This is a genomic window from Thiohalocapsa sp. ML1 (genome assembly GCF_001469165.1).
Taxonomy (GTDB): Bacteria; Pseudomonadota; Gammaproteobacteria; order Chromatiales; family Chromatiaceae; genus Thiohalocapsa.
Genome location: NZ_JABX01000006.1, coordinates 175,842 through 198,242, shown reverse-complemented (window position 1 = coordinate 198,242; position 22,401 = coordinate 175,842). Strand labels below are relative to the sequence as shown.

Sequence of the window (22,401 nt, the reverse complement as noted above, 5' to 3'; positions counted from 1 at the left end):
GAAGACGACGTAACCGACAAAAAATTCCAGGTGGAGGACCAAAAACGAAAACTTGCTCAACAAATGTTCGAACTCACGTCAAGTAAGCGACTCAAGCAGGTCAAAGCGGCCTACAACGAAAAGCGTTCTGAAGTGGCCATCTTGGTGAAGGAGTCTGGCAACGACCGGGAGCGCCATATCCTATCCGAAATCATTGCCCGCGAGCAGAACTTCATCAACTCAACCAACCCAGAAAAAATTCAACAGGTTACAGACGAGTTGAGTCGCTTGGAATGGGGAATCTTGATGCGCACCCCTGATTTCCTAAACGCCATGTTTGCTCACTTGGTGGAGCGCCGGGCATCGATGAACGACCAAATTCAGGCATCACAGCTAATCGACAGCGGCAAGCGCGCATCGGCACGCGGGGATGTCGAAGAACTACGTCTCATCAATGGGCGCTTGTGGGATCTGATGCCAGCCGTAGAGCAGGCTAGCGACGAGATGCGAGCCTATACAGGCATCGTCTAGTGGATGCCAGGTCCGCCTCGGCGGACGATAGAACCACAGGGTAGGCGGGGGTTCCGAGTTCCGGGGACAGTTTACTTAATTCGGTCTCTAAAGCCAGCGAAGAGATAAGTGAACTGTCTCCGGAACTTGAAAGCTGGGACAGACCCTGAGGTGTCCCCACAAAATCGCCTCCCACCCAACTGTTTATCCGGACAGTAGCGCATCGTGATGACTCGCGACCCATTGATCCGGTGGCCCGATGGCATCGGCGAGCGTCGAGTTCCGGGGACAGTTTACTTAATTCGGTCTCTAAAGCCAGCGAAGAGATAATTGAACTGTCTCCTGAACTTGAAAGCGGGGACAGACCACGTTTTCACGGAAAGGGCAAGGTGGCAGTGTGAAAACGGGCAAAACGTGGCCTCTCCCCCTATTCTCCCCGAGGCGGTACGAGGGAGCCTCTTCGGGCACCCTTGCCTTTTCGCGTACCTGTTCCACGCTTCCAGAGCCATAGCGGGACCAGCACCAGCTTAGCCGACCCACATTCATTCACACGCGCCGTGGCCGCGCCCCACCGCGGCAAGGGGCGGCTAGCCAGCCCTGGCGTTGGTCCAGCCTCCTGAACCAGGTAACCCACTCCCTTGCGTAGCATGGCATCCGTGTTAGCATGTTGCCATGATCGAGTCGTTCCATGACCAAGCTTCTGAGGATATCTTCAACGGCGTCAATTCGAAGGCCGCTAGAAAATCCTGTCCGGAATGGCTTTGGAAGATTGCCACGCGCAAGCTCGATCAGCTCGATTCAGTGCAGTCGCTCGAGGAACTGAAGGTTCCTCCTGGTAATCGCCTCGAAGCGCTTTCTGGAGATCGGAATGGCCAGCACAGCATTCGTATCAACGATCAGTACCGAATCTGCTTCGTGTGGGGCGAATCCGGGCCAAACGAAGTCGAGGTTGCCGATTATCACTAGAGGTATCGAATATGGTTCGAATTCCAACGCATAGGGCGCCTATTCATCCCGGCGAAATGCTCCGGGAGGAATTCCTCGGGCCCATGAATATCAGTCAACGTGATTTGGCCGACGCTATTCACGTGCCGTATCAGCGAGTCAATGAGCTCGTTAATCAGAAACGCGGCATCACGCCAAGCACTGCGCTTCGGTTGGCAAAATTCTTCGGGGTTTCTGCCGATTTTTGGCTGAACCTTCAGGTTCGGTGGGATCTTTCTCGAGCTCACGCCAGTGAGGCAGAAGAGCTGGCCTCAATTAAAGATTATCATCATCTTCAAAGAACAGCCTAATAATACGCAGCCTGACACAGAGGGCGGTTCGCTCATGCGCACTCGGAAGTCTATTTTTCCGGGGACTGTGCGCAGGGCTTTGCCATTTCTACCACTAGGGAGGCAGAGCCTCAGACCGACCAGGGCACGGCGCCTCTGACTAAGGGTCAGGGGCCAAGGGCCGAGGCGGGCTCCCTTGGCCCTCGGCCCTTTTGCCTGCAAGCGCCGTGTTGTCGTGAAACTTGACTCATCTGCAAGCATTCGGCGCCGTCAAGCAGCTCAGCGGAGGCTGCGGCTCAAGCTCAGAAACACACTCTCGCGGCCGGCATAGCTGCCGAACAGCCCGGTGTCGCTGCCGCCGTAGAGAATTACGGTGACAGTTTACGTCGGAACGAACGGATGGAGCCGCAGGCGGCACGGGCGTGCCGCCAAACGCACCGGTCCGGACGGGGCGTACCCCGCCCGGAGCACGGCCTCAGAAGAACCCGAGCGGGCTCACGTCGTAGCTCACCAGCATGTTCTTGGTCTGCTGGTAGTGGTCGAGCATCATCTTGTGGGTCTCGCGGCCGACGCCGGACTTCTTGTAGCCGCCGAAGGCCGCATGCGCCGGGTAGTGGTGGTAGCAGTTGGTCCAGACGCGCCCGGCCTGGATGCCGCGGCCCATGCGGTAGGCGAGGTTCATGTCGCGGGTCCAGAGGCCGGCGCCGAGGCCGAAGTCGGTGTCGTTGGCGATGGCGAGCGCATCGGCCTCGTCCTTGAAGGTCGTCACCGAAACCACCGGCCCGAAGATCTCCTCCTGGAACACGCGCATTTCGTTGGTGCCCTTGAGCAGCGTCGGCTGAATGTAGAAGCCCTGACGATGCTCGTCGTCCATGCGCTCCGGCTCGCCACCCATCAGCACCTCCGCGCCCTCGTCGCGACCGATCTGGATATAGCCCAGGATCTTCTCGTACTGCTCCTGCGAGGCCTGGGCGCCGACCATGACGTCGGTATCCAGCGGGTTGCCGCGCTTGATCTGGCGCGAGCGCGCGATGACCAGATCGATGAAGCGCTCGTACATGGACTCCTGCACCAGCAGGCGCGACGGGCAGGTGCACACCTCGCCCTGGTTGAAGAAGGCCAGCACCGCACCCTCGACGCACTTGCTGACGAAGGAATCCTCGTGGTCGAGCACGTCGGCAAAGTACACGTTCGGCGACTTGCCACCGAGCTCCACGGTGGACGGAATGATGTTGTCCGCCGCGTACTTCATGATCTGCGCGCCCACCGGCGTGGAGCCCGTGAACGCGATCTTGGCGATGCGGGTGCTGGTGGCGAGCGCCTTGCCGGCCTCCAGGCCGAAGCCGTTGACGATGTTCAGCACGCCGGCCGGCAGCAGGTCCGCGATGAGCTCCATCAGCACCATGATGGACGCCGGCGTCTGCTCCGCGGGCTTGAGCACCACGCAGTTGCCGGCGGCGAGCGCCGGGGCGAGCTTCCACGCGGCCATCAGGATCGGGAAGTTCCACGGGATGATCTGGCCGACGACGCCGAGCGGCTCGTGGAAGTGGTAGGCGACGGTGTGCTCGTCGATCTCGCCGATGCTGCCTTCCTGCGCGCGGATGCAGCCGGCGAAGTAGCGGAAGTGATCGGCGCAGAGCGGGATGTCGGCGTTCAGCGTCTCGCGCACTGCCTTGCCGTTGTCCCAGGTCTCGGCCACGGCCAGCATTTCCAGATTCTGCTCGATGCGGTCGGCGATCTTGAGCAGGATGTTGGAGCGGGCGGTGACCGACGTGCGGCCCCAGGCGTCGCGCGCGGCGTGGGCGGCGTCGAGCGCGAGGTTGATGTCGGCCTCGTCGGAGCGGGCCACCGCGCAGAAGGGCTTGCCGTTGACGGGCGAGACGTTGTCGAAATAGTTGCCGTTCACCGGCGGCACCCACTCGCCGCCGATGAAGTTGTCGTAGCGCTGCTTGAAGTCGACGACGGCGCCTTGGGTGTTGGGCTTGGCGTAGATCATGGCGGGGGTCCTCGCTCGGGTGTCGGTCGGGTATGGTGAGGCCGGGGTCGGCCCGGTCGCAGCGCCGAGACTAGGCTCGGCAGGTTGGCAAAAGGTTGGCGCGCCGCAAGCCGCCCAGACTGCCGCAAGCCGAGCACAGCGGCAATACCGCTTGGAGTCCGTGGCTTCCGGCCCTGGCAGAGGCCCCGACCCGTTGCCATCTGCCGCTATGATGCACGCCGCTGTCCCGATAGTCGCCGGGACAGCGCGACGCGGCCACCGGCCGCAAGCCAAGATCAACGACCCGCCCCCTGCGAGAGGCCGCCCGGAGGCCATGCCCGAGCCAACCCCCCAACTCATCGACCGCTTCGGCCGACACATCAACTACGTCCGCCTGTCCGTCACCGACCGCTGCGATCTGCGCTGCGTCTACTGCATGGCCGAGGACATGACCTTTCTGCCGCGGGCGCAGGTGCTCACGCTGGAAGAAATCGCCCGGCTCGGGCGCTGCCTCAGCGAGCTCGGCGTCACCAAGCTGCGCGTCACCGGCGGCGAGCCCCTGGTGCGGCGCAACGTGCTCTGGCTGTTCGAGCAGCTCGGCGCCCTGCCCGGCATCCGGGATCTAACGCTGACCACCAACGGCACCCAGCTCCCGAAGTACGCCCAAGCGCTGAAGGCCGCCGGCGTCACCCGCATCAATATCAGCCTGGATTCGCTCAGGCCCGATCGCTTTCGCGCCATCACCCGCAAGGGCGAGCTTAAGCAGGTGCAGGCCGGCATCGACGCGGCGCTCGCCGCCGGCTTCGCGCGGGTCAAGCTGAACAGCGTGATCCTGAGGCATCGCAACGACGACGAGGTCTGCGACCTGGTCCGCTTTGCGCTCGCGCGCGGCATGGATCTCAGCTTCATCGAAGAGATGCCGCTCGGGCAGATCGGCGACCACGACCGCGCCGAGGCCTACTACTCCAGCGACGAGATCCGCCGCGACCTGTCGCAGCACTTCGAGCTCATCCCCACCACCGAGACCACCGGCGGCCCGTCGCGCTACTGGCGCGTCGCCGGCCATGAGACCAAGATCGGCTTCATCTCCCCGCACAGCCACAACTTCTGCGCCGACTGCAACCGCGTGCGCGTCACCGCCGAGGGCCGGCTGCTGCTGTGCCTGGGCCAGGAGCACTCCGCGGATCTGCGCCGGGCGCTGCGCGCCAACCCCAGCGACGACGAGCGCGTCAAGCAGGCCATCCGCGACGCCATGGCCATCAAGCCCCGGGGCCACGACTTCGACCTCACCGAGCAGCCGATCATCTTTCGGCACATGAACGCGACCGGGGGTTGAGCGCCGGCGCGCCGGCAGCCTGCCGGCAACCGCGCGCGGCGCCTAGTCGCCGCCAAGCATGTAGGCCAAGTCCAGCTCCACCGCGTCGAACGGCGGCACGCGGGCGCGCTCGGCGTCCTCGAGCGTCGCGATGACGCGCCATTCCCCGCCCTCCAGGGCATGGGCGACGAGCGCCTTGTCCTCGGGCCAGATGAGCCAGTAGTAAGGCACGCGATGCCGGCGCAGCAACAGCGGCATCATCAGCGTGTCCTTCTTTTCGTGGCCGGGGGAGACGATCTCGCACACCCAGTCCGGCGGCAGCTCGATGACGCCGTCCGGGAGCCGCGGCAGGCGCTCGCGGCGCCAGCCGGCGAGGTCGTGGCGCGGACACTCGTGCGGCTCGTAGGCGACGCTGACCTCGGTCGCAAACCACCAACCGCCGCCCGGTCCCGATCCACTGTCGAAGGGCCCAAGCGCACCGGCCGCGCGACTTTGCGCTTGCCCATGCCGGACCCGCGTCATCGGCCGCCGCACGATCTCGCCGCCGATCAGCTCGATGTCTTCCTCCGGGTGCGACAGCAGGTCGTCCAGGGTCTGCAGCTTCAGGGCTTCCACGGGTTACCTCCGCGCTCGCGTTGCCTTGATGCCGGCCATCATCGCGCAAGCCGGCCCGCGGCTCCAACCCGGGGACGACGACCGTGGCTGCGGCTGCGATAGGCTCCGCTCGACGGGCGCAGCTTGCGGAGCTGACCTTGAACACGGTCGGCTGCATTGAGCTCTCGTCGCGGGTGCGCAGTAATCCACTCGCGACACCGGTCCAGCGGTGTCGCGCGTCTGCGGGCGCTCTGCGCCCCGTCGCGCTGAGGCATGGGCACGGCGGAGAAATACGGGCTTCTGACTGGCGCCGAGGCTCCGCCTCGGCCTCGCTAGGGCCTAAGCGAGTCTCGGCTGCGATGCCCCCATCAGCCTTGACTCGAATCAAGCCGCCCACCGCGCTATTGATATAGGTCAGATGATACAGGTCAGCTACTACAGGTCAGCCGCAAAGCCGAAACGCGCGCCCGCCACCGCTGCGCCCGGGCCGAGCCCCTGCTGCGCCGGCCCTGCGGCCCGCCTCGGCAGCCGGTAGACTGTCGCGCCCGACCTTGCCAGCCCCGCGCGAGCCCCAACCATGACACACCTGGTATCGCTGTCCCGCGCCGCCCGCCTTGCCGGCGTGACCCGAGCCGAGCTGCAGCGGCGCATCCGCAGCGGCGAGATCAGCACCTTCGAGGGCGAGGTGGCCATCGCCGATCTGCTGCGGGCCTACCCCAGCGTCAGCCTGGAGAAGACGGGCATGCTGGAGCAGGTGGAGCGCATCAAGGCCGACGCGCTGCCGCGCAGCCACGATGCCGACACGGCGCTGCCGAGCCAGGAGGTCCTGGTGGCCCGCATCCGCTCGCTGGGCCGGGCGCTGGCCCGGACGGCGGCGCAGGCCGAGGCGCAGGGCGCGCTGCTTGATGAGCTTCGCGAGCGCCTCATCGCCGGTGACGCCGGGACGGCACTGCTCGGCTGGCTGGATGCCCGCCGCGCCGACATCGACAGCCTGCCCGCCGAGGACGGCCGTGCCCGGCTGATTGCGAACGACACCTTCCTGCGCCTGATGTCAGCCAGCGTCAAGATCATCCCGAGCGGCCACGAGTTCTTCGTCGACGGCACCGAGTCGATCCTCGCGGCCGCCGTGCGCGCCGGCTTGCGCCTCGGCTACGGTTGCACGAGCGGCAACTGCGGCGAATGCAAGGCGCGCGTCGTCTCCGGCGAGGTCACGCGCATCGCCGACCACGACTATGTGCTGAGCGAGCGCGAGCGCCAGATGGGCTACATGCTCACCTGCTGCAACACGGCCGTCACCGACGTGGTGCTGGAGGCCGCCGAGGCGCGCACCGCCGCAGACCTGCCGGCGCAGGACATCCGCGCGCAGATCCGCAAGCTGGAGCGCGAGGCCGACGATCTACTGCTGCTGCACGTGCAGACGCCGCGCACGCAGACGCTGCGCTTCATGGCGGGCCAGCGGGCGCGGCTGACGCTGGAGAACGGCGCTGAGCGGGAGTTGCCCATTGCGTCCTGCCCCTGCGACGGGCGGCATCTCCAGTTCTCAGTGCGTCGGGGTGACGCCGACGACGCCTTTGCGGCGCATCTGTTCGAGGGCCAGCCGACGCGGGAAATGGTCCGGGTGCAGGGGCCGGCGGGTGAATTCGTGCTGCACGAGGAGGCCACCGAGCCCGCCGTGTTTATCGCCATCGACGACGGCATCGCGCCCATCAAGAGCCTCATCGAGCACGCGATCTCCATCGACCACATCGAGGCCTTTCACCTCTACTGGACCGTGGACAGCCCGGACGGGCACTACCACCGGCGCTGGTGCCGGGCGCTGAAGGAGACCTTGGACAACTTCGCGTTCACGCCGCTGGTAGGCGCACACGCCGCGGACTTGGTGGCGATGGTGCGCGCGGACCTGGCCGACCCGCAACAGCCCCTGTACTACCTCGCGGGACCGTCCGCACCGGTGCGCGCGCTCGCCGACGCGCTCATGGCGGCGGGCATCGGCGCGGGGCGCATTAGCGCGGAGGCGCTGACCTGATGACGCAGCGGGTGGCTTGGTTCTGAGTGCCGGCTCGGGCCGGGCCGGGCCGGAGAGCCGACGTCCCGGTCGGCTCCCAGTCGCGACATCAGCGCATCCCGCGCTGTCGCCGTGTTGACCTGGAGGTCAACACTCCGGCCGTGGTGGGCCAAGGGCCGAGGGCCGAGGAGGGCTCCCTCGGCCCTCGGCCCTTTTGCCTTCAAGCGCCTTGTCCCCACGGCACTTGACTCATCACGCCTTTGGCTCCCCCAAGCAATCTAAGCCGCCACCGCGGGCGGCCGGTTCTGCCGCGGCGGCAGGAACACCGTGCCCTTGCCGAAGCGGTTGATGGCCTCGTTGCGCACCCAAGACGGGGCGTCCCCGTAGAGCCTGAGATAGGTAAAGCCACAGTCGCCGCGCTCGATGCTCGCGACCCAATGGGCAAAGGTCTCGTTGTCTTGCATGATCTCTCCCCCGCCGCCCTCGCGGACGGGTCATTCTTGTTGATGGCAGTGGCGGAGCCCGCATCTTCGGCCGCCGACGGTCACCGCCGGTCCCGCCGCCGTACTGCGACACTGCCGATACATTAACGCTATTCGACAAAACCCGCGATCGCTTGATCCCCGAGCGGCAACTGCTGACTTTCCGCACCGGACCTGGGGCCCGCAGCGCGTGTCGCGGCGACGCCCGATGCCGCCGCCGCGCCGGCAGCCGGGCGTCGCTGCGGGCCTGCTCAGCCGCCCGCCGCGTCGAGTCCCGACAGCTCTGCGGCGTGCCGCCACAGCTCCGCGTTCGCGGCGGGATCATCCGCCTGGGCCGGCGCCGCAATCGGCTTGCGGTTGCCGAAATACGCGCCGCTGACCCCGGCCACGTCGTCCGATTCCAGCAGGTACAGCACCCGCTCCGCCGCCTGCTCCGGCTTCGGCAGCGCCCAGCCGAAGGCCTTGCCGAAGAGCTTGAGCGCCCAGTTCTGGGCACCGTCGGTGCCGCCCAGATTCGACATGAACACGCCCGGAAAGGCGCAATTCACTGTCACGCCGGAGCCGTCGAGCCGCCGCGCCAGCTCGCGCGTGAAGTGGATCAGCCCGAGCTTGGACTCCCCGTAGGCGCCCATCATCCGGTACTTGCGCCGCTCCCAGCTCAGGTCCGAGAAGTCCATCGCCGTGTCGATCTTGGTGCCGACGTTGACGATGCGCGCGCCGTCGCCCGCCGCCGCCCCGGCGCGGAGCCGGTCCAGCAGCAGGTTGGTAAGCAGGAAGGGGCCGAGCAAGTTCACGGCCAGCGTGCGCTCGACGCCATCGGCGGTGTACCCGTGCTCGGCGAAGGCCGTGCCGGCGTTGTTCACCAGCCCATGCAGTGGCTCGCCGCGGCTGTTCAGGGCAGCCGCCGTGGCGCGCACGTCGGCCTGCCGGCCGAGATTGCAGACCAACAGCTCCACCCGGTCGTTGCCGGTGGCGGCGACAATGTCCTGCCGCGCCGCGGCGCCACGCTCGGCGCTGCGGCACAGCATCAGCACGCGTGCGCCGCGGGCCGCCAGCGCCGTGGCGAGGGCCTTGCCGAGCCCCGAGTTGGCGCCCGTGACGAGCGCCGTCTTGCCTTGCAGTTGCATCTGATCTCCCGAACAATCGAGTTACACGGCTACACGATATATGGCGCCGCAGCCGAGGCCTGCCACCCCGCGCACTGCCGGGCCGCGTTTGGCCACCGCCGGGCGGCTTCGTCAGCGCTCGGCGGCTTGGCAACGGCAGCGCGCTCACGGATCATGGGGGGTCGCCGGCGCCGCCGGCCGCAGGCGCAGTTCAGACTGACCCGAGCCCCAGGAAATCAATACGCATGAGCGCATCATCGGACCAAGCATCATCGGACCAAGCATCATCGGACCAAGGCAAGACGGAACAGGACCTCGCCGGTTATCTGCACAGCGAGTCGCCGCGCCGCCCGGAGCAGCACGGCGTCGTGGACGTGCCGAGCTCGGCGCCACCGGGCCTGAGCGAGCTGCCGGAGGGCGACATTCGCGACATGGAGAAATCCCTGGTGGAGCGCATCGCGGACGTCGACGACGACCGCCGGCGCACCGCCGTGCAACTGCGCAAGGCCTTCGAGACACACCGCGACGACATCCGCGCGCAGCGCCGACGCGACCATACCGCGCTGCTGACGCTCATGGGCATCGGCATCGTCCTGCTCGCCGGGATGGTGCTCTTGTTCACGCAGTTGCTGCAGGCACGCAACGCCCTGGAGGCGCGCATCGCGGCGCTGGAGGCGCGCCCCGCGGTCGACGCACCGACCGGCTCAATACCGTCGGCCCTCTCGGCGGACGCCGCTGCCGCACTGGGGACGCGCATCGACGCGCTGGAACAGCAGGCGCGCCCGACTGTGGTGCCCGCAGCGGCCGTCGACGAGAGCGCGACCGACGACGCGGACGAAGCGGCCACCGAGCAGGTCGGCGAGCTTGCCGACGCCATCGAATCCATCGCCGACCGGCTCACGGCGCTGGAGGGCAGCACCCGCGATCCGCCCGCCGCAGCAGTCGACGGCAGCGAGCCGCAAGCCGACACCGAGGCGGTGGCGAGCGCGGCGGAGCGCCGGGTCGCCGAGCTCGAAGCGCGGCTCGGCGCGCTGCTCGACGAGCGTCTCGCGTCCGTCGAGGCGCGCATCGATGAGGTACGCCACAGCATTCGTGCAACCGGCGGCGATGAGCCATCGAGCTCCGCGGCGCCCGCGAACGGCACCGGCACCGGCACCGCGGAGCCCCCGACCGGCGCCGAGACCATGACCACACCGGCGTCGATGATCGTGCTGCAGCTCGCCGGACTGCCGAGCCGCGACGCGGTGGCGCGCTTCATGGACCGACATGAAGACCTGCCGGCGGAGATCTATGTCAAATCCGACACGCGCCGCGGCCAGGCCTGGTACGGTGTCATCCATAGCTTGCACCCGAGCATGGAGGCCGCCGAGGCAGCCCTAGCGGCGCTGCCGACGGACCTCGCGGCGCTCGATACCTGGCTGCGGCCACTGCCCGCGGGCACGCCGCTGGAGGTGCTGAGCGCCCGGCCCTGACGCGCTGAGAACCGCGCGCCGGCCGGGTTGCCCCTCAGGGCGACACGGGCGGGAGCTTCACCCCATTGCCGGCGAAGGTCAGCGTCAAGTCCGTTTGGTTTAGCGTGGTTAGCACATTCGGGTCCTCGGCGATGTCGAATACCCAGGACGCGCGCCGGCCGTCCACCGCGGTCGCGTTGCTGTCGAGGATGTCGCCTGGCACGACGATGGTCTGCACGATGCGAAAGCCCGCGAGCATCGTCGCCATCTGCTGCATCAGCGCCTGCCCCTCCATGTCGCTCGGCATCTCCTCATCGCCGCCGCCGCGCTGCGTGATCCGATAGTGGCCGTTGTTCAGGCGCTCGATGCCGAGCTCGCTGTCCTCGAACAGCTCGGTGCGCTTCAGCGCACGGATGTCGTCGAAGGCCACGGTCAAGTCGATGTATTTCCAGCCGTCCACCACCTCGGAGCTGAGCGCCGTCAGCTCCACGCCGTCCGGCTTGTCCGCCTCGAACTCGGCACGCACCTGCTCGGGATCGAATTCAAACGGGGTTTCCTGCTCCACGCGGAGGCCCTCTTCCGCCTGCGCCGCCATCTGCTCCATCGCCTTGAGCTGTGCCAGCGTCTGCTCCGACATGCCGTAGCGCAGCGCGAGCGTACCGGTCCCATCCGCGTTCAGCGTCAAGGTCTGATCGACCTTGATGCAGCCCGTTAGCGCCAACAGTGCGCCGAGAACCAAGCCCAGTCCCAAGCCTCGTGTCATCGTCATTGCAATCTCCATCGTCAGTCATATCTGCCCGGCTGCCGGGCGCGGGCGAGTATGCACCGGGGCGCCCACGGGCGCGACGGCAGATTCCTTCGGCAGCGCGGAATCGATAGACTAGCGCGTCGCCGGCCCCGGCCAACCAAGGCCCGCCGGCGCCCTCCCCTGCGCGGGTGGCGGAACTGGTAGACGCGCTGGATTTAGGTTCCAGTGGAGCAATCCGTGGGGGTTCGAGTCCCCCCCTGCGCACCATCCCATCTTTGCCTCGGTTCCGTCCCGGGGCCGATCCCGTCAAGCGCCGCTGCCGGTGTCGGTGCCGAAGGCCCCATGGCGGGCTTCGTCGCAGCAGGCTTTGCGCGCCGACGCAAGCCCAAAATCCCCACCGTGAAGTTGCGGGGCGCGTCCGGCACAATGCGCGCCCTGACAGCGCTTCCCCGATCCATTCCCAAGGAGCCGAGCACCATGGGCCATCGCGTCTTCGCCCTCTTTTACCTGGTGGCCTGCCTGACGGGCGCCGGCATCGCCATCGCCGCGGAGCCAAGCGCGGACGCGGCGCCTGCCGACACGCCGACCGCGCAGCCGGCACCGCTGCTGCCCCCCGCCCGAGCCTACGGAGAGCTGTCGGCGGCGCGGGTCGAGCACGGGCGCTACCTGACGCTGGCCGGCGGCTGCATGGGCTGCCATACGCGCGAGGGCGGCGCGCCCTTCGCGGGCGGCCGCGCCATCGAGACGCCCTTCGGCACGCTCTACACGCCCAACATCACGCCGGCCGCGGGCTACGGCATCGGCGATTTCGGCGACGCGGACTTTCTGCGCGCGCTTAAGCACGGCCTCCGCCCGGACGGCCAGCCCTACTGGCCGACGCTGCCGTACAGGGCCTACGCCCGACTGCCGGACGACGATCTGCTCGCCATCAAGGACTACCTGTTCTCCCTAGCGCCGTCGTCATACCTGCCCCCCGAGACGCGCCTCGGCTGGCCCTTCGATACGCGCACGCCCCTGTTCGGCTGGCAGGACCGCTATCTCGACACGACGCCCTTCGCGCCCAACCCGGCCAAGGACGCGGCCTGGAACCGCGGCGCCTATCTGGTGGAAGGACTCGGCCACTGCCGCACCTGCCACAGCCCAAGGCAGGACGCGGCCGCGCAGGGCGACGGCGCGCTGCAGGACACCTATCAGGACGCCTATCAGGACACCTATGTCGATGGCTGGTACGCGCCCGGCCTCGCCGCGGACCTGTCCGGGGGGCTCGACGCACTGAGCGCCGAGGCCCTCGCCGAGCGCCTGCAGAACGCCGGCGGCGACGACGGCATCGCGGCGAGCGCACACCAAGGCGTGGCGCAGCTCGCGGCGTCGGACCTGCAGGCCATGGCCCGGTACCTGAAGGATCAGCCACCGCAGCCGACACTGCAGCACACGCCGGCAGTGCCCGAGCAGCTCACCGAGGCCGTCCATGCGCAGGGCCGGAGGCTCTACGAGGGCTACTGCGCGAGCTGTCACCAAAGCCACGGCCGCGGCCTTGCGCCCTACTTTCCGGCCCTCGCCGGCAACGAGACGGTGACGGCGGACGCGCCCGACGACAGCGTCCGGACACTGCTTCTCGGTGCCCCGTCGGACCCGGCCGAGGCCTACTCGCCGCACGTGGTGATGCCGTCCTTCGGCAGCATCTTCACGGACCGGCAGGTGGCCGCGCTCGCCAGCTACGTGCGCGCGAGCTGGGGCAACGGGGCGACAGCAGTGACCGCGGAGCAGGTGTCGGCGCTGCGAGAACGCTGACGGGGCCAGACAAGGCGGCCGCGCCGCCCGACTTCTGGCGGACACGAAAAAGGGCGGACACAAAAAAGCCGGGCTTGCGCCCGGCTTTTCGCTGCTTCGCCGCTTCCCTGCGACGCGGGTCTGTCCTTTAGGCGGCGGCCTTCTGCTGCTGACCTTCGATCAGCTTGGCATCATCGCCGCGGATCTCGATCTTGCGCGGCTTCATGGCCTCCGGGATCTCCCGGCGCAGCTCCACATGCAGCAGGCCGTTCTCGAGGCGAGCATCCACCACCCGAACATAGTCGGCGAGCTGGAACTTGCGCTCGAAGCCGCGGTTGGCGATGCCGCGGTACAGGTACTTGGTCTCCTTCTCCTGGTCCTGCTCAGTGCGGGCGCCGGAGACGCGGAGCACGTTGTCCGTCACCTCGATCTCGAGGTCGCCCGGCGCGAAGCCGGCCACCGCCATGGTCACGCGGTAGTCGTTCTCACCGTGCACCTCCACGTTGTAGGGCGGATAGCCGCCCGGCTCGGTGCGATACGCCGTCTCCAGCGCGTTGGACAGCCGGTCGAAGCCGATCATGGACCGGAACAGCGGCGAAAAGTCGATGGTTGTCATGGACATATCCTCCAATTGAGCAACATGTTTCAGGTGTGCGTTCAATGAACCGCACGTCGCGCAGGCCCCGTTGGCGCCTGCGTTATGTAAAGTAGTAGCCGCCTGGGATTATGTCAAGTGCGCATCGGGAAGATTCTCTTCCGGACAGCGCGCGCCCGCCGCGAGGGCTGGCGCTGCGCGCGCGTGGCTTAAGTCGTGCCGCCGAGGCGGTTCCAACAGGGCCGGACAGAGCCGGCCGCGGGTCTCGACCCGACAGCGCAAGCGTCCAGCAGGGCGCTACGGATTGTGCGGCGGCGCACGCCGGCGCCGCAGGGCAGCCGAGGGCTCAGTTGCGCTCGCGGAAGAAGAGGTAGCCGATCCAGACGATCAGCAGCGGCAACAGCATCACCACCGAGAGCGCGATCAGCATGACCCAAACGGTGCCGGGAAGATTCAACAACATAGCCCTCGCTCCAGGTGGTCGTTCTCGTATTTATTGGCAGGCGGCAGACTAGGCCGGGATGGCCGGAACCGCAAGCACGAGAAATGCCGAGCGCAGGGCTGCGTCAGGTCATGTCGGCGCGGATTTGCTCGCCGCCCCGACGCAATCCAGCCTCTGTGTCCGCCCGGGTTGCCCGAGATCAATGTCCGCGCCTTGTCCGCACCACGACGGGGCGTCCATCATGGCCCTACCCGACGTCGCTGGCGCCCGTTGCGTGTCACGCGGCCCAAGCTCAAACCAGGCGCGGCCGGCGAAACCCGGCACCCGCCGGGAGAGACAAGCCATGCCGGACCCCGCCGACCAAGCCGTCCCGACGCTGCCCACGGGCGTGATGCTGAACCTCTATCCGGACAGCATCGGCCACCGGCTCGCGGACTTGGTGAGCCTGCTGCGCGAGCCCGCCATGGACGGCGCCTTCTCGCTGCTATACCTGCTGCCCACCTGCTTCCACAGCGATCTCGACCGCGGCTTCTCGGTCATCGACTACGACCTGAACGAGGCCTTGGTCACCCACACCGACCTCATCGCCCTCGCCGAGCGCGGCATCGAGCTCAAGCTGGACTTGGTGCTGAATCACCTCTCCGTGGGCTCGCCGCAGTTCCGGGACCTGCTGAGCCGCGGCGACGCGTCGCCGTACAAGGACTTCTTCGTGGACTGGAACGCCTTCTGGCACGAGCACGGCGACATGGGCGCGGACGGCCACGTGCTCCCGCGCCCGGAGTATCTGGAGCAGCTCTTCTTGCGCAAGCCGGGCCTGCCGATCTTGGACGTGCGCTTCCCGGACGGCACCGAGCGACCCTACTGGAACACCTTCTACCAGAAGGTCAGCTACCGGCCCATCGCCCCGGACGAGCTCATCGCGGCCGGCGTCGACGAGTCCGCGGCGCCCGCGGTGGCGATGATGGTCAACGGCGCCATCGAGAACGGCGTCGCCCCGGACGACATCGACCTGGACGGCTACAACAACCATCGCACCGCCGCGCTGGCGCTGCTGGACAGCAAGCGCGACTACCTGGGGCAGATGGATCTCAACGCCCGCTCCGAGCTGGTCTGGCGCTTCTACGACGAGACCCTGGGCAAGCTCGCGGGCTACGGCGCCAAGATCATCCGCCTCGATGCCTTCGCCTATCTGCACAAGGCGCCGGGCAAAGCCAACTTCTTCAACGAGCCCGGCACTTGGGAGTATCTGGACCGGCTGCGGGGCATCGCCCGCCGGCATGGCCTCATCGTCTTCCCGGAGGTGCACGCGGAATACGGCAAAGGGCTGCACGCGGCGGTCGCCGGGCACGGCTACCCGATCTACGATTTCTTCTTCCCGGGGCTCGTGCTCGACGCCATCCAGCACGCCGACGCCGCGCCGCTGAAGCGCTGGATCGGCGAGATCCAGGCCCGCGGGCTGTCGACCATCAACATGCTCGGTTGCCACGACGGCATCCCGGTGCTGGACCTGCGCGGCGGCGTGGTGGACGGTGTCGAGCAACCGGGGCTGCTGGACGACGCGCGCATCGACGCCGTCATGGAGACCATCATCAACCACGGCGGCCGGGTCAAGAACCTCTACGACACCGACGGCAAGAAGATCGCGTACTACCAGGTCAACGCCACCTTCTTCAGTGCGCTGGGCGAGGACGAGCAGAAGCTGCTGCTCGCCCGCGCCATTCAGCTCTTCATGCCGGGCATCCCGCAGGTCTGGTATCTGGATCTCTTCGCCGGCAAGAACGACTACGCGGCGGCGGACGCCGGCAGCACCGCCGGCCACAAGGAGATCAACCGCACCAACCTGCCGCTGGCCGAGGTGCGCGACGGGCTCGCCCGGCCCGTGGTGCAGCGGCAACTGGAGCTGATCCGGCTGCGCAACAGGTTACCGGCCTTCCGCGGCGCGCTCAGCGTCGAAGACACCGCCGACCATGTGCTCGCGCTCACCTGGCGCCACGGCGCCGACAGCGCGCGGCTCTGCGCGGACCTCACCGATTGCAGCTTCGAGATCGTCGCCCGGCATGCGGACGGCAGCCAGCAGCGGCTTGCCTTCGGCTCACACGCGTCCGTATGAGACCCGCAGCTTGCGGAAAACCCGCCGCGTGGGTGGGTGACACCGCAGAGCGGTGTCACGAGGTTAGACGAAGAAGCCTTTGATGATGAGCGCGACGAGGCCGCCGATGGCGACGCCCATCATCCACTTGAGCACGGCGATCTCTGTTCGGATGGGGCTCAGCTCGCGCTGCAACGCTTGGTCGAGATAGGCGCGCGTGACGAGGTCTTCTTGCGCATCGGCGATGACGCGCACGACGGCCTCCGCCTGCTCCTGCACGAAGCCGGCGGACTTGAGCTTATCGACCAACTCCAAGGTGTCGAAGGTGACTGTTGCCATGTCAGTGCTCCGGAACGGCTTAAGGGAGTCGAAAGGTCTTGACTCGGCATGATACTCCCGGCGACGGCCGCGGATGCAGCGTGCAGCGCCGCAGACCTGAGCCCGGCGCCTCGGCCCTCGGCCCTCCCCCCTTCCTCACCCCGGCATCGTCGGGAAGCCCGCGCGCGGGCCCATCTCGAAGCGGTCGCGGGCATAGAGCGGCGGCGATTGCATGTAGATGGCCACCAGCTCGGCGATGGACTCCAGCGCGTCCTGGTGGATGCGCTCGTAGCCGTGGCTGGCGTCGATGCCGAAGGTGACCAGCGCCGTGCGCACGTCGTTGCCGGCCTCCAGCGCGGCGGCGCTGTCGGAGCGGTAGTACTTGAAGACGTCGCGCTGGTGCGGGATCTGGAACTCCTGGCAGAGCTGGATCATGCGGTGGGTCAGGTGGTAATCGAAGGGGCCGCCCATGTCCGCCATGCAGATGGTCACGCCGAATTCGCTGGAGTTCTGCCCCGGCGCCGTGGTGCCGTTGTCGATGGTGAGCATCTCGGCGACGTCCTGGTGCAGCGCGGAGGACGCACCGGAGCCGACCTCCTCGGAGATCGTGAACAGCGGATGGCAGTCCACGGGCAGCTCGACATCGTGCTCCTTGACGGCCTTGGTGGCGGCGAGCAGCAGCGCCGCGCCGGCCTTGTCGTCCAGATGGCGAGAATTGATGAAGCCAGTCGCCGTCACCTCCGGCTGGCAGTCGATGGCAACGAAGTCGCCGACGTGCACGCCGAGCCGAAGCAGGTCTTCGAGGTTGAACACGCGCTCGTCGATGCGGAACTCCACGTAGTCCCAGCCAGACGGCTGGGTGTCGATCTCCGGCCCGAACGTATGGCCGGAGGCCTTGAGCGGCAGGATGGTGCCGCGGTGCTGGCCGTGGTCGGTGAAGAGCGTGCAGCGCGCGCCCTCGGCAAAGCGGGCGTTCCAGTGCCCCACCGGCACCAGTTGCAGGCGGCCGTTGGGCTTGAGCGCCTTGACCATCGCGCCCAGCGTGTCGATGTGCGCGACGATGGCCTTGTTCGGCCGGCGCGCCTGGCCCTTCAGCGTCGCGCGGATGGCGCCGCGGCGGGTCAGCTCGAAGGGCACGCCGAGGCGCTCCAGCTCCTCGCACACCAGATGCACGACACGATCCGTGTAGCCGGACGGGCTCGGCGTGAACAACAGCTTGAGCAGCACGTCGAGCAGGTAGTCGTGATCGATGGGGACAGCTTTCAAGCACGGGTCTCCGGGGTTAGGGCGATGGTCGAGAGCGGCGGGATCAAAGCCTTGAGGCGGTCTGCGGAAAGAGCAGGTCCACGAAGCGCTCCGCCGTCGGCTGCGGCTCGTGGTTGGCGAGCCCGGGGCGCTCGTTCGCCTCGATGATGACATAGTCACTGCCGCTCACGTCCGGTACCAGAAAGTCCAGCCCGGTTACCGGAATATCAAGCTCCCGCGCCGCCCGCTTGGCGGCGGCGGCCAGCGTCGGGCTCAGCTCGGCCGTGCAATCGTGGATGGTGCCGCCGGTGTGCAGGTTCGCGGTCTTGCGCACGATGACGGTCTCGCCCTCGCACGGCACCGCGTCCATCCTATAGCCCGCCTGCTGCACACAGCGCTCGGTTTCCTCGTCCATCGGGATGGCGCTCTCGCCGCCGGTGGCAGCGCGCCGGCGCCGGCTCTGGATCTGGATCAGCTCGTCTACGGTGTTGCGCCCGTTGCCCACCACGTGCGCCGGGCGGCGGATGGCGGCGGCGACGACGTCGAAGTCGATGACGACGATGCGCAAATCCTCCCCCGGGCAGAACTGTTCCAGGATCACCGCCTCGCAGATGCGCCGCGCGGCCTTGATGGCGCGCTCCAGCTCGGCCATGGAGCGAATGTCCACGCTGATGCCGGCGCCCTGCTCGCCGCGGGCGGGCTTCACGACGACCCGCTTGTGCTTGGTCAGAAAGGCCTCGGCCTGGTCCAGCGCCTCGAAGTGGCATTGCTCGGGCACCTTGAGGCCGGCACGGCGCAGCAGGCGCTGCGTCACGGCCTTGTCGTCGCAGCGGCTCATGGCGACGGCGGTGGTGAGCTCGGATAAAGATTCCCGGCAAACGATGCGCCGCCCGCCTAGGTTCAGCGCGAAGTAGCCCGCCTCCGCGTCGATGACCTCGATGCCGATGCCGCGCCGGCGCGCCTCATTGACGATGATGGTGGCATAGGGGTTGAGGTTGCCCTCCGGCTGCCGGCCGATGAACAGCGGCTCGTTGTAGGCGTTCTTGTTCTTCACGCAGAACACGGGTACCCGTTCGAAGCCGAGCTTCTCGTACAGCCGGATGGCGCCCTTATTGTCGTGCATGACCGACAGGTCCAGAAAGGCGCGGCCGCGGGCGTGGTAGAACTCGGCCACCTGGCGCACCAGCATCTCGCCGATGCCCGGATACGGTGCCTGGGCATCCACACACAGCGCCCAAAGGCTCGCGCCGCGCTCATAGTCGCCGAAGGCCTCGACGTGGTCGACGCCGCAGACGACACCCAGAATGGCGCCGTCCTGGAGGTCTTCGGCGACCCAGTAATGCAGCACGCGCGAGGCGCGCCGGCCGAAGATGAACTCCGGGTCCGGCGGCACCATACGCCGGGACGTGTAGAGCCGGTGCGCCGCCTCCGCGTCCATGTGGCTGGTGAGCAGCCGCACGACGAAGCCCTTGGGCCGGCGCTGGCTGCACTGGTAACGCTCGAACCAGAGCCGGAAGGTGTGCGAGGGGTCCAGGAACAGGTCCTGCGGCGCATAGGACAGCACCACGTGCGGGTCGCGCAGGTAGAGCGCGACGTCGCGGCGCCCGTCCTGCTCCTGCTGCAGGCAGCGGGCGAGGCGCTCGGCGTCGTTGAAGGTCTGGCCGAAGACGAGCCGCCCCCAGCCGCAGTCGACGACGGTCTCGGACCAGGTCTCGTCGTCGCTGCGCGCCTTGTTGTCCCAACTGCTCACCGACGGACCGCGCTTGCGCTCCAGCCGGTGGTGGATGCTCTCTCGAAGGCTCATGAAGCTGTCCTCTTGGAGATAGTACGCAGTACGGAGTACGCAGTACGGAGTACGCAGTACGGAGTACGCAGTACGGAGTACGCAGTACGGAGTACGCAGTACGGAGTACGCAGTACGGAGTACGCAGTACGGAGTACGCAGTACGGAGTACGGAGTACGGAGTACGGAGTACGGGGGCGATGCCGGCTCAATTCTCGTAACAAGTACGGAGTACGGAGTACGGGGCGACGCCAGCTCAATTCGCGTAGGACGACGCCGGCTCAATTCGCGCGGCACGCACTTATGCCATCTACACGTATTCCGTTCCTACCATGCCCAATTAAGAGGCGCGGACGACGGAAACAGCGCGGGCCACCCGTACTCCGTACTTCCCAATCAAGAGCCGCGGGCTAAGGGCGCAGCGCTGGCCACCCGTACTCCGTACTCCGTACTTCGTACTCCACAATCAAGAGCGCGGGCTAAGCCGACAGCGCGGCCCACCCGTACTCCGTACTACGTACTCCGTACTTCCTACTCCGTACTTCCTACTCAAACCCCCTGCTCAACCAACCACAACTCCAACAACGCCACCTGCCAAAGCTTGGAGCCCATGAGCGGCGTGATGTGCGCCTCCGGGTCCGCCAGCAGCGCCTGCACGTAGTCAGGCTGGAACAGCTCGCGCTCGCGTGCGCGCCGGGAGGTCACGGCGTCGCGCATCATGTCCAGCACCTCGCCGCGGGGATACTTGAGCGCGGGCACCGGGAAGTAGCCCTTGGGCCGGTCGATGACGGCCGTCGGGATGATGCGTCGGCCGACGGCCTTCAGCACGCACTTGCCGTCGTCGCAGAGCTTGTGCTCGGCGGGAATGCGCGCCGCGAGCTCTACCAACTCGTGGTCCAGGAAGGGCACGCGCGCCTCCAGCCCCCAAGCCATGGTCATGTTGTCCACGCGCTTAACCGGGTCGTCCACGAGCATGATGAGCTGATCGATGCGCAGCGCCTTGTCCACGGCGGCGTCGGCGCCGGGCATCGCGAAGTGCTCCCGGATGAAGTCGCGGCTGTAGTCGTGGCCGTGCAGGCGCGGGTGCACCGCGCGCAGGTACTCGGCGTGGTCGCGGTCGCAGAAGACCCGCGCGTAGTCGGCCACCGCGTCGCTGCTCTGCTGCATGGGCGGATACCAGTGGTAGCCGCCGAAGACCTCGTCCGCGCCCTGCCCGCTCTGCACCACCTTGACGTGCTTCGCGACCTCCTGCGAGAGCAGATAGAAGCCGATGACATCGTGGCTGACCATGGGCTCGGCCATGGCGCGGATGCAGCCCGGCAGGTTTGGCAGCAGCGTCGCCGCGGAGTCGACGTGGATCTTGTGATGCCGGGTGCCGTAGTGCTCGGCGATGATGTCGGAGTACTGGAACTCGTCTCCCGCCTCGTCGCCCACGCTCTCGAACCCCACTGAAAACGTGCTCAGGCCGCGCTGCCCGCCCTCGGCGAGCAGGCCGACGATGAGGCTGGAGTCGAGCCCGCCGGACAACAGCACGCCGACATCGACGTCCGCCACCAGCCGGCGCTCCACGGCCGTGCGCAGCGACGCCAGCACCCGCTCCTGCCAGTCAGCGAAGCTGAGCCCCTGCTCCTCCGGCAACGTCTCGAAGGTCGGCGCCCAATAGGCGTGCTCGCGGGTGGTGCCGTCGGCGTCGATGACGCGGATGGTGGCCGGCGGCAGCTTGCGCACGCCCTTGATGATCGTGTACGGCGCCGGCACGACGGCATGGAAGTGCATGTAGTGATGCAGCGCGACGGGGTCCAAGTCCGTGTCGATGCCGCCGCCCGCGAGCAGCGCCGGTAGGGACGACGCGAAGCGCACGGCCCCCGGCAGCTCCGCGAAATAGAGCGGCTTAATGCCGAGCCGGTCACGCACCAGCGTGAGCCGTCCCGTATCGCGCTCGGCCACGGCGAACGCGAACATGCCGTGGAAGCGATGCACGCAGTCCGGCCCCCAGGCATGGAAGGCCTTTAGCACCACCTCAGTGTCGCCGTGGCTGAAGAAGCGGTAGCCCTGCGCAATCAGGTCCTCGCGGAGCTGACGGTAGTTGTAGATGCAGCCATTGAACGCCACCGTGAGCCCGAGGTCGCTGTCGACCATCGGCTGGCTCGCGTGGGTGCTGAGATCGATGATGCTGAGTCGGCGATGGCCGAGCGCGATGGGACCCTGCTGGAACAGACCGCTCGCATCGGGCCCGCGGGGCTCCATCACGGCGTTGACGGCGGCCAGCGCGGCCAAATCGATGGGACGATCGTCGAAGCGGATCTCGCCGCAGAAACCACACACGTCGGGATACTCCTCTCGGGGGTGGAAGATGCTGCGGCGAACGGCCCCGGCTCGCGCACGCCGGCGGAGGTCGACCCGGGACAGCAGGCCATGCGGCCCGGGCCGGCAAGAGGCCGTCGCTGATCCCGGTCGTACAAACAAGATTGCGCCCGACCGAGGTTGGCACGGCGGCATGGCAGGACCGCTCGGGGGCTCGATCAGGGGCGCCGGACGCTCACGTGCCGCACCTTGCACGCCCCAAATCAGCCGCCATGGTAACGAAACCCCTCAGCACTTGCCAGGAAGCCCCAGCGTGCTTCCCTGACATTCCGTACCCCATCCCGGGTTTTGGCGATTGGGGCGCCACCAAGACAGCCCAAAGCGTTTGACGGCATTTCCATTGGACGACTGCGCCC

The 22,401-nt window shown here is 67.3% G+C and carries 18 protein-coding genes and 1 tRNA gene; 9 read left to right on the top strand and 10 right to left on the bottom strand.

All coding sequences use genetic code 11. From position 1 onward, the window contains the following. The 3 genes from ML01_RS29520 to ML01_RS26895 form a co-directional block, all read left to right on the top strand. Nucleotides 1-510: hypothetical protein (locus ML01_RS29520; protein ID WP_162267969.1), on the top strand; the 510-nt coding region annotated here is incomplete at its 5' end. 651 nt (nucleotides 511-1,161) lie between these two features. Then, nucleotides 1,162-1,455 (top strand): type II toxin-antitoxin system RelE/ParE family toxin, encoded by a 294-nt coding sequence (locus tag ML01_RS26900; protein WP_082673992.1) that lies wholly within the window; start codon nucleotides 1,162-1,164, stop codon nucleotides 1,453-1,455. An 11-nt stretch (nucleotides 1,456-1,466) separates the two neighbouring features. Continuing rightward, on the top strand, nucleotides 1,467-1,784 hold the full coding sequence (locus ML01_RS26895; RefSeq protein ID WP_082673991.1) for a HigA family addiction module antitoxin: 318 nt from the start codon (nucleotides 1,467-1,469) through the stop codon (nucleotides 1,782-1,784). Between the two features lie 454 nt (nucleotides 1,785-2,238). Here ML01_RS26895 and ML01_RS05890 read toward each other — a convergent pair whose 3' ends face one another. Further along, nucleotides 2,239-3,759 (bottom strand): aldehyde dehydrogenase family protein, encoded by a 1,521-nt coding sequence (locus ML01_RS05890; RefSeq protein WP_058554474.1) that lies wholly within the window; start codon nucleotides 3,757-3,759, stop codon nucleotides 2,239-2,241. Nucleotides 3,760-4,072: 313 nt separating this feature from the next. Here ML01_RS05890 and moaA point away from each other — a divergent pair, with 313 nt between their 5' ends. Further along, a complete protein-coding gene (moaA, locus tag ML01_RS05885) occupies nucleotides 4,073-5,074 on the top strand; it encodes a GTP 3',8-cyclase MoaA (protein WP_058554473.1) in 1,002 nt (333 codons plus the stop codon). A gap of 42 nt (nucleotides 5,075-5,116) precedes the next feature. On the opposite strand, the gene ML01_RS05880 is transcribed toward moaA, so the two are convergent. Then, nucleotides 5,117-5,668: a Uma2 family endonuclease gene (locus tag ML01_RS05880; RefSeq protein ID WP_058554472.1), complete on the bottom strand. Its 552-nt coding sequence runs from the start codon at nucleotides 5,666-5,668 to the stop codon at nucleotides 5,117-5,119. Nucleotides 5,669-6,224: 556 nt separating this feature from the next. On the opposite strand from ML01_RS05880, the gene ML01_RS05875 reads away from it, so the two are divergent. Next, nucleotides 6,225-7,673, top strand: a complete 1,449-nt coding sequence (locus ML01_RS05875) for a 2Fe-2S iron-sulfur cluster-binding protein (RefSeq protein ID WP_058554471.1) — start codon at nucleotides 6,225-6,227, stop codon at nucleotides 7,671-7,673. Nucleotides 7,674-7,930: 257 nt separating this feature from the next. Here ML01_RS05875 and ML01_RS05870 read toward each other — a convergent pair whose 3' ends face one another. Both ML01_RS05870 and ML01_RS05865 read right to left on the bottom strand, forming a co-directional pair. Beyond that, nucleotides 7,931-8,116, bottom strand: coding sequence for a hypothetical protein (locus ML01_RS05870; protein ID WP_058554470.1), 186 nt, complete (start codon nucleotides 8,114-8,116; stop codon nucleotides 7,931-7,933). Nucleotides 8,117-8,385: 269 nt separating this feature from the next. Continuing rightward, complete coding sequence (locus tag ML01_RS05865; RefSeq protein ID WP_058554469.1) at nucleotides 8,386-9,261, bottom strand: SDR family NAD(P)-dependent oxidoreductase; 876 nt, start codon at nucleotides 9,259-9,261, stop codon at nucleotides 8,386-8,388. A gap of 224 nt (nucleotides 9,262-9,485) precedes the next feature. Between ML01_RS05865 and ML01_RS05860 the strand changes: the two genes are divergently transcribed. Next, on the top strand, nucleotides 9,486-10,712 hold the full coding sequence (locus ML01_RS05860; RefSeq protein ID WP_058554468.1) for a hypothetical protein: 1,227 nt from the start codon (nucleotides 9,486-9,488) through the stop codon (nucleotides 10,710-10,712). A gap of 34 nt (nucleotides 10,713-10,746) precedes the next feature. Here ML01_RS05860 and ML01_RS05855 read toward each other — a convergent pair whose 3' ends face one another. Then, on the bottom strand, nucleotides 10,747-11,460 hold the full coding sequence (locus ML01_RS05855) for a hypothetical protein (protein WP_156427573.1): 714 nt from the start codon (nucleotides 11,458-11,460) through the stop codon (nucleotides 10,747-10,749). A gap of 161 nt (nucleotides 11,461-11,621) precedes the next feature. Between ML01_RS05855 and ML01_RS05850 the strand changes: the two genes are divergently transcribed. After that, nucleotides 11,622-11,706: transfer RNA gene (locus ML01_RS05850), tRNA-Leu, on the top strand. Between the two features lie 210 nt (nucleotides 11,707-11,916). Beyond that, nucleotides 11,917-13,230, top strand: coding sequence for a cytochrome c (locus tag ML01_RS05845; protein WP_058554466.1), 1,314 nt, complete (start codon nucleotides 11,917-11,919; stop codon nucleotides 13,228-13,230). 127 nt (nucleotides 13,231-13,357) lie between these two features. Here ML01_RS05845 and ML01_RS05840 read toward each other — a convergent pair whose 3' ends face one another. Beyond that, a complete protein-coding gene (locus ML01_RS05840) occupies nucleotides 13,358-13,825 on the bottom strand; it encodes an Hsp20 family protein (protein WP_058554482.1) in 468 nt (155 codons plus the stop codon). 764 nt (nucleotides 13,826-14,589) lie between these two features. Between ML01_RS05840 and ML01_RS05835 the strand changes: the two genes are divergently transcribed. Then, nucleotides 14,590-16,356 (top strand): hypothetical protein, encoded by a 1,767-nt coding sequence (locus tag ML01_RS05835; RefSeq protein ID WP_058554465.1) that lies wholly within the window; start codon nucleotides 14,590-14,592, stop codon nucleotides 16,354-16,356. Between the two features lie 63 nt (nucleotides 16,357-16,419). Here ML01_RS05835 and ML01_RS05830 read toward each other — a convergent pair whose 3' ends face one another. The 4 genes from ML01_RS05830 to ML01_RS05815 all read right to left on the bottom strand — a co-directional run bounded on the left by ML01_RS05830 (nucleotide 16,420) and on the right by ML01_RS05815 (nucleotide 22,006). Continuing rightward, a complete protein-coding gene (locus ML01_RS05830; protein WP_058554464.1) occupies nucleotides 16,420-16,674 on the bottom strand; it encodes a hypothetical protein in 255 nt (84 codons plus the stop codon). 135 nt (nucleotides 16,675-16,809) lie between these two features. Next, complete coding sequence (locus ML01_RS05825) at nucleotides 16,810-17,919, bottom strand: osmoprotectant NAGGN system M42 family peptidase (protein WP_058554463.1); 1,110 nt, start codon at nucleotides 17,917-17,919, stop codon at nucleotides 16,810-16,812. 43 nt (nucleotides 17,920-17,962) lie between these two features. After that, on the bottom strand, nucleotides 17,963-19,702 hold the full coding sequence (ngg, locus tag ML01_RS05820) for an N-acetylglutaminylglutamine synthetase (protein WP_058554462.1): 1,740 nt from the start codon (nucleotides 19,700-19,702) through the stop codon (nucleotides 17,963-17,965). Nucleotides 19,703-20,230: 528 nt separating this feature from the next. Then, nucleotides 20,231-22,006 (bottom strand): N-acetylglutaminylglutamine amidotransferase, encoded by a 1,776-nt coding sequence (locus ML01_RS05815; protein ID WP_058554461.1) that lies wholly within the window; start codon nucleotides 22,004-22,006, stop codon nucleotides 20,231-20,233. Between the last annotated feature and the right edge of the window lie 395 nt (nucleotides 22,007-22,401).

Excerpts from the sequence above, each read along its gene's own strand:
- ML01_RS26900 (WP_082673992.1), top strand. The coding sequence starts at position 1,162 with ATGATCGAGTCGTTCCATGACCAAGCTTCTGAGGATATCTTCAACGGC.
- ML01_RS26895 (WP_082673991.1), top strand. The coding sequence starts at position 1,467 with ATGGTTCGAATTCCAACGCATAGGGCGCCTATTCATCCCGGCGAAATG.
- ML01_RS05890 (WP_058554474.1), bottom strand. The coding sequence starts at position 3,759 with ATGATCTACGCCAAGCCCAACACCCAAGGCGCCGTCGTCGACTTCAAG.
- moaA (WP_058554473.1), top strand. The coding sequence starts at position 4,073 with ATGCCCGAGCCAACCCCCCAACTCATCGACCGCTTCGGCCGACACATC.
- ML01_RS05875 (WP_058554471.1), top strand. The coding sequence starts at position 6,225 with ATGACACACCTGGTATCGCTGTCCCGCGCCGCCCGCCTTGCCGGCGTG.
- ML01_RS05870 (WP_058554470.1), bottom strand. The coding sequence starts at position 8,116 with ATGCAAGACAACGAGACCTTTGCCCATTGGGTCGCGAGCATCGAGCGC.
- ML01_RS05865 (WP_058554469.1), bottom strand. The coding sequence starts at position 9,261 with ATGCAACTGCAAGGCAAGACGGCGCTCGTCACGGGCGCCAACTCGGGG.
- ML01_RS05860 (WP_058554468.1), top strand. The coding sequence starts at position 9,486 with ATGAGCGCATCATCGGACCAAGCATCATCGGACCAAGCATCATCGGAC.
- ML01_RS05855 (WP_156427573.1), bottom strand. The coding sequence starts at position 11,460 with ATGACGATGACACGAGGCTTGGGACTGGGCTTGGTTCTCGGCGCACTG.
- ML01_RS05845 (WP_058554466.1), top strand. The coding sequence starts at position 11,917 with ATGGGCCATCGCGTCTTCGCCCTCTTTTACCTGGTGGCCTGCCTGACG.
- ML01_RS05840 (WP_058554482.1), bottom strand. The coding sequence starts at position 13,825 with ATGACAACCATCGACTTTTCGCCGCTGTTCCGGTCCATGATCGGCTTC.
- ML01_RS05835 (WP_058554465.1), top strand. The coding sequence starts at position 14,590 with ATGCCGGACCCCGCCGACCAAGCCGTCCCGACGCTGCCCACGGGCGTG.
- ML01_RS05830 (WP_058554464.1), bottom strand. The coding sequence starts at position 16,674 with ATGGCAACAGTCACCTTCGACACCTTGGAGTTGGTCGATAAGCTCAAG.
- ngg (WP_058554462.1), bottom strand. The coding sequence starts at position 19,702 with ATGAGCCTTCGAGAGAGCATCCACCACCGGCTGGAGCGCAAGCGCGGT.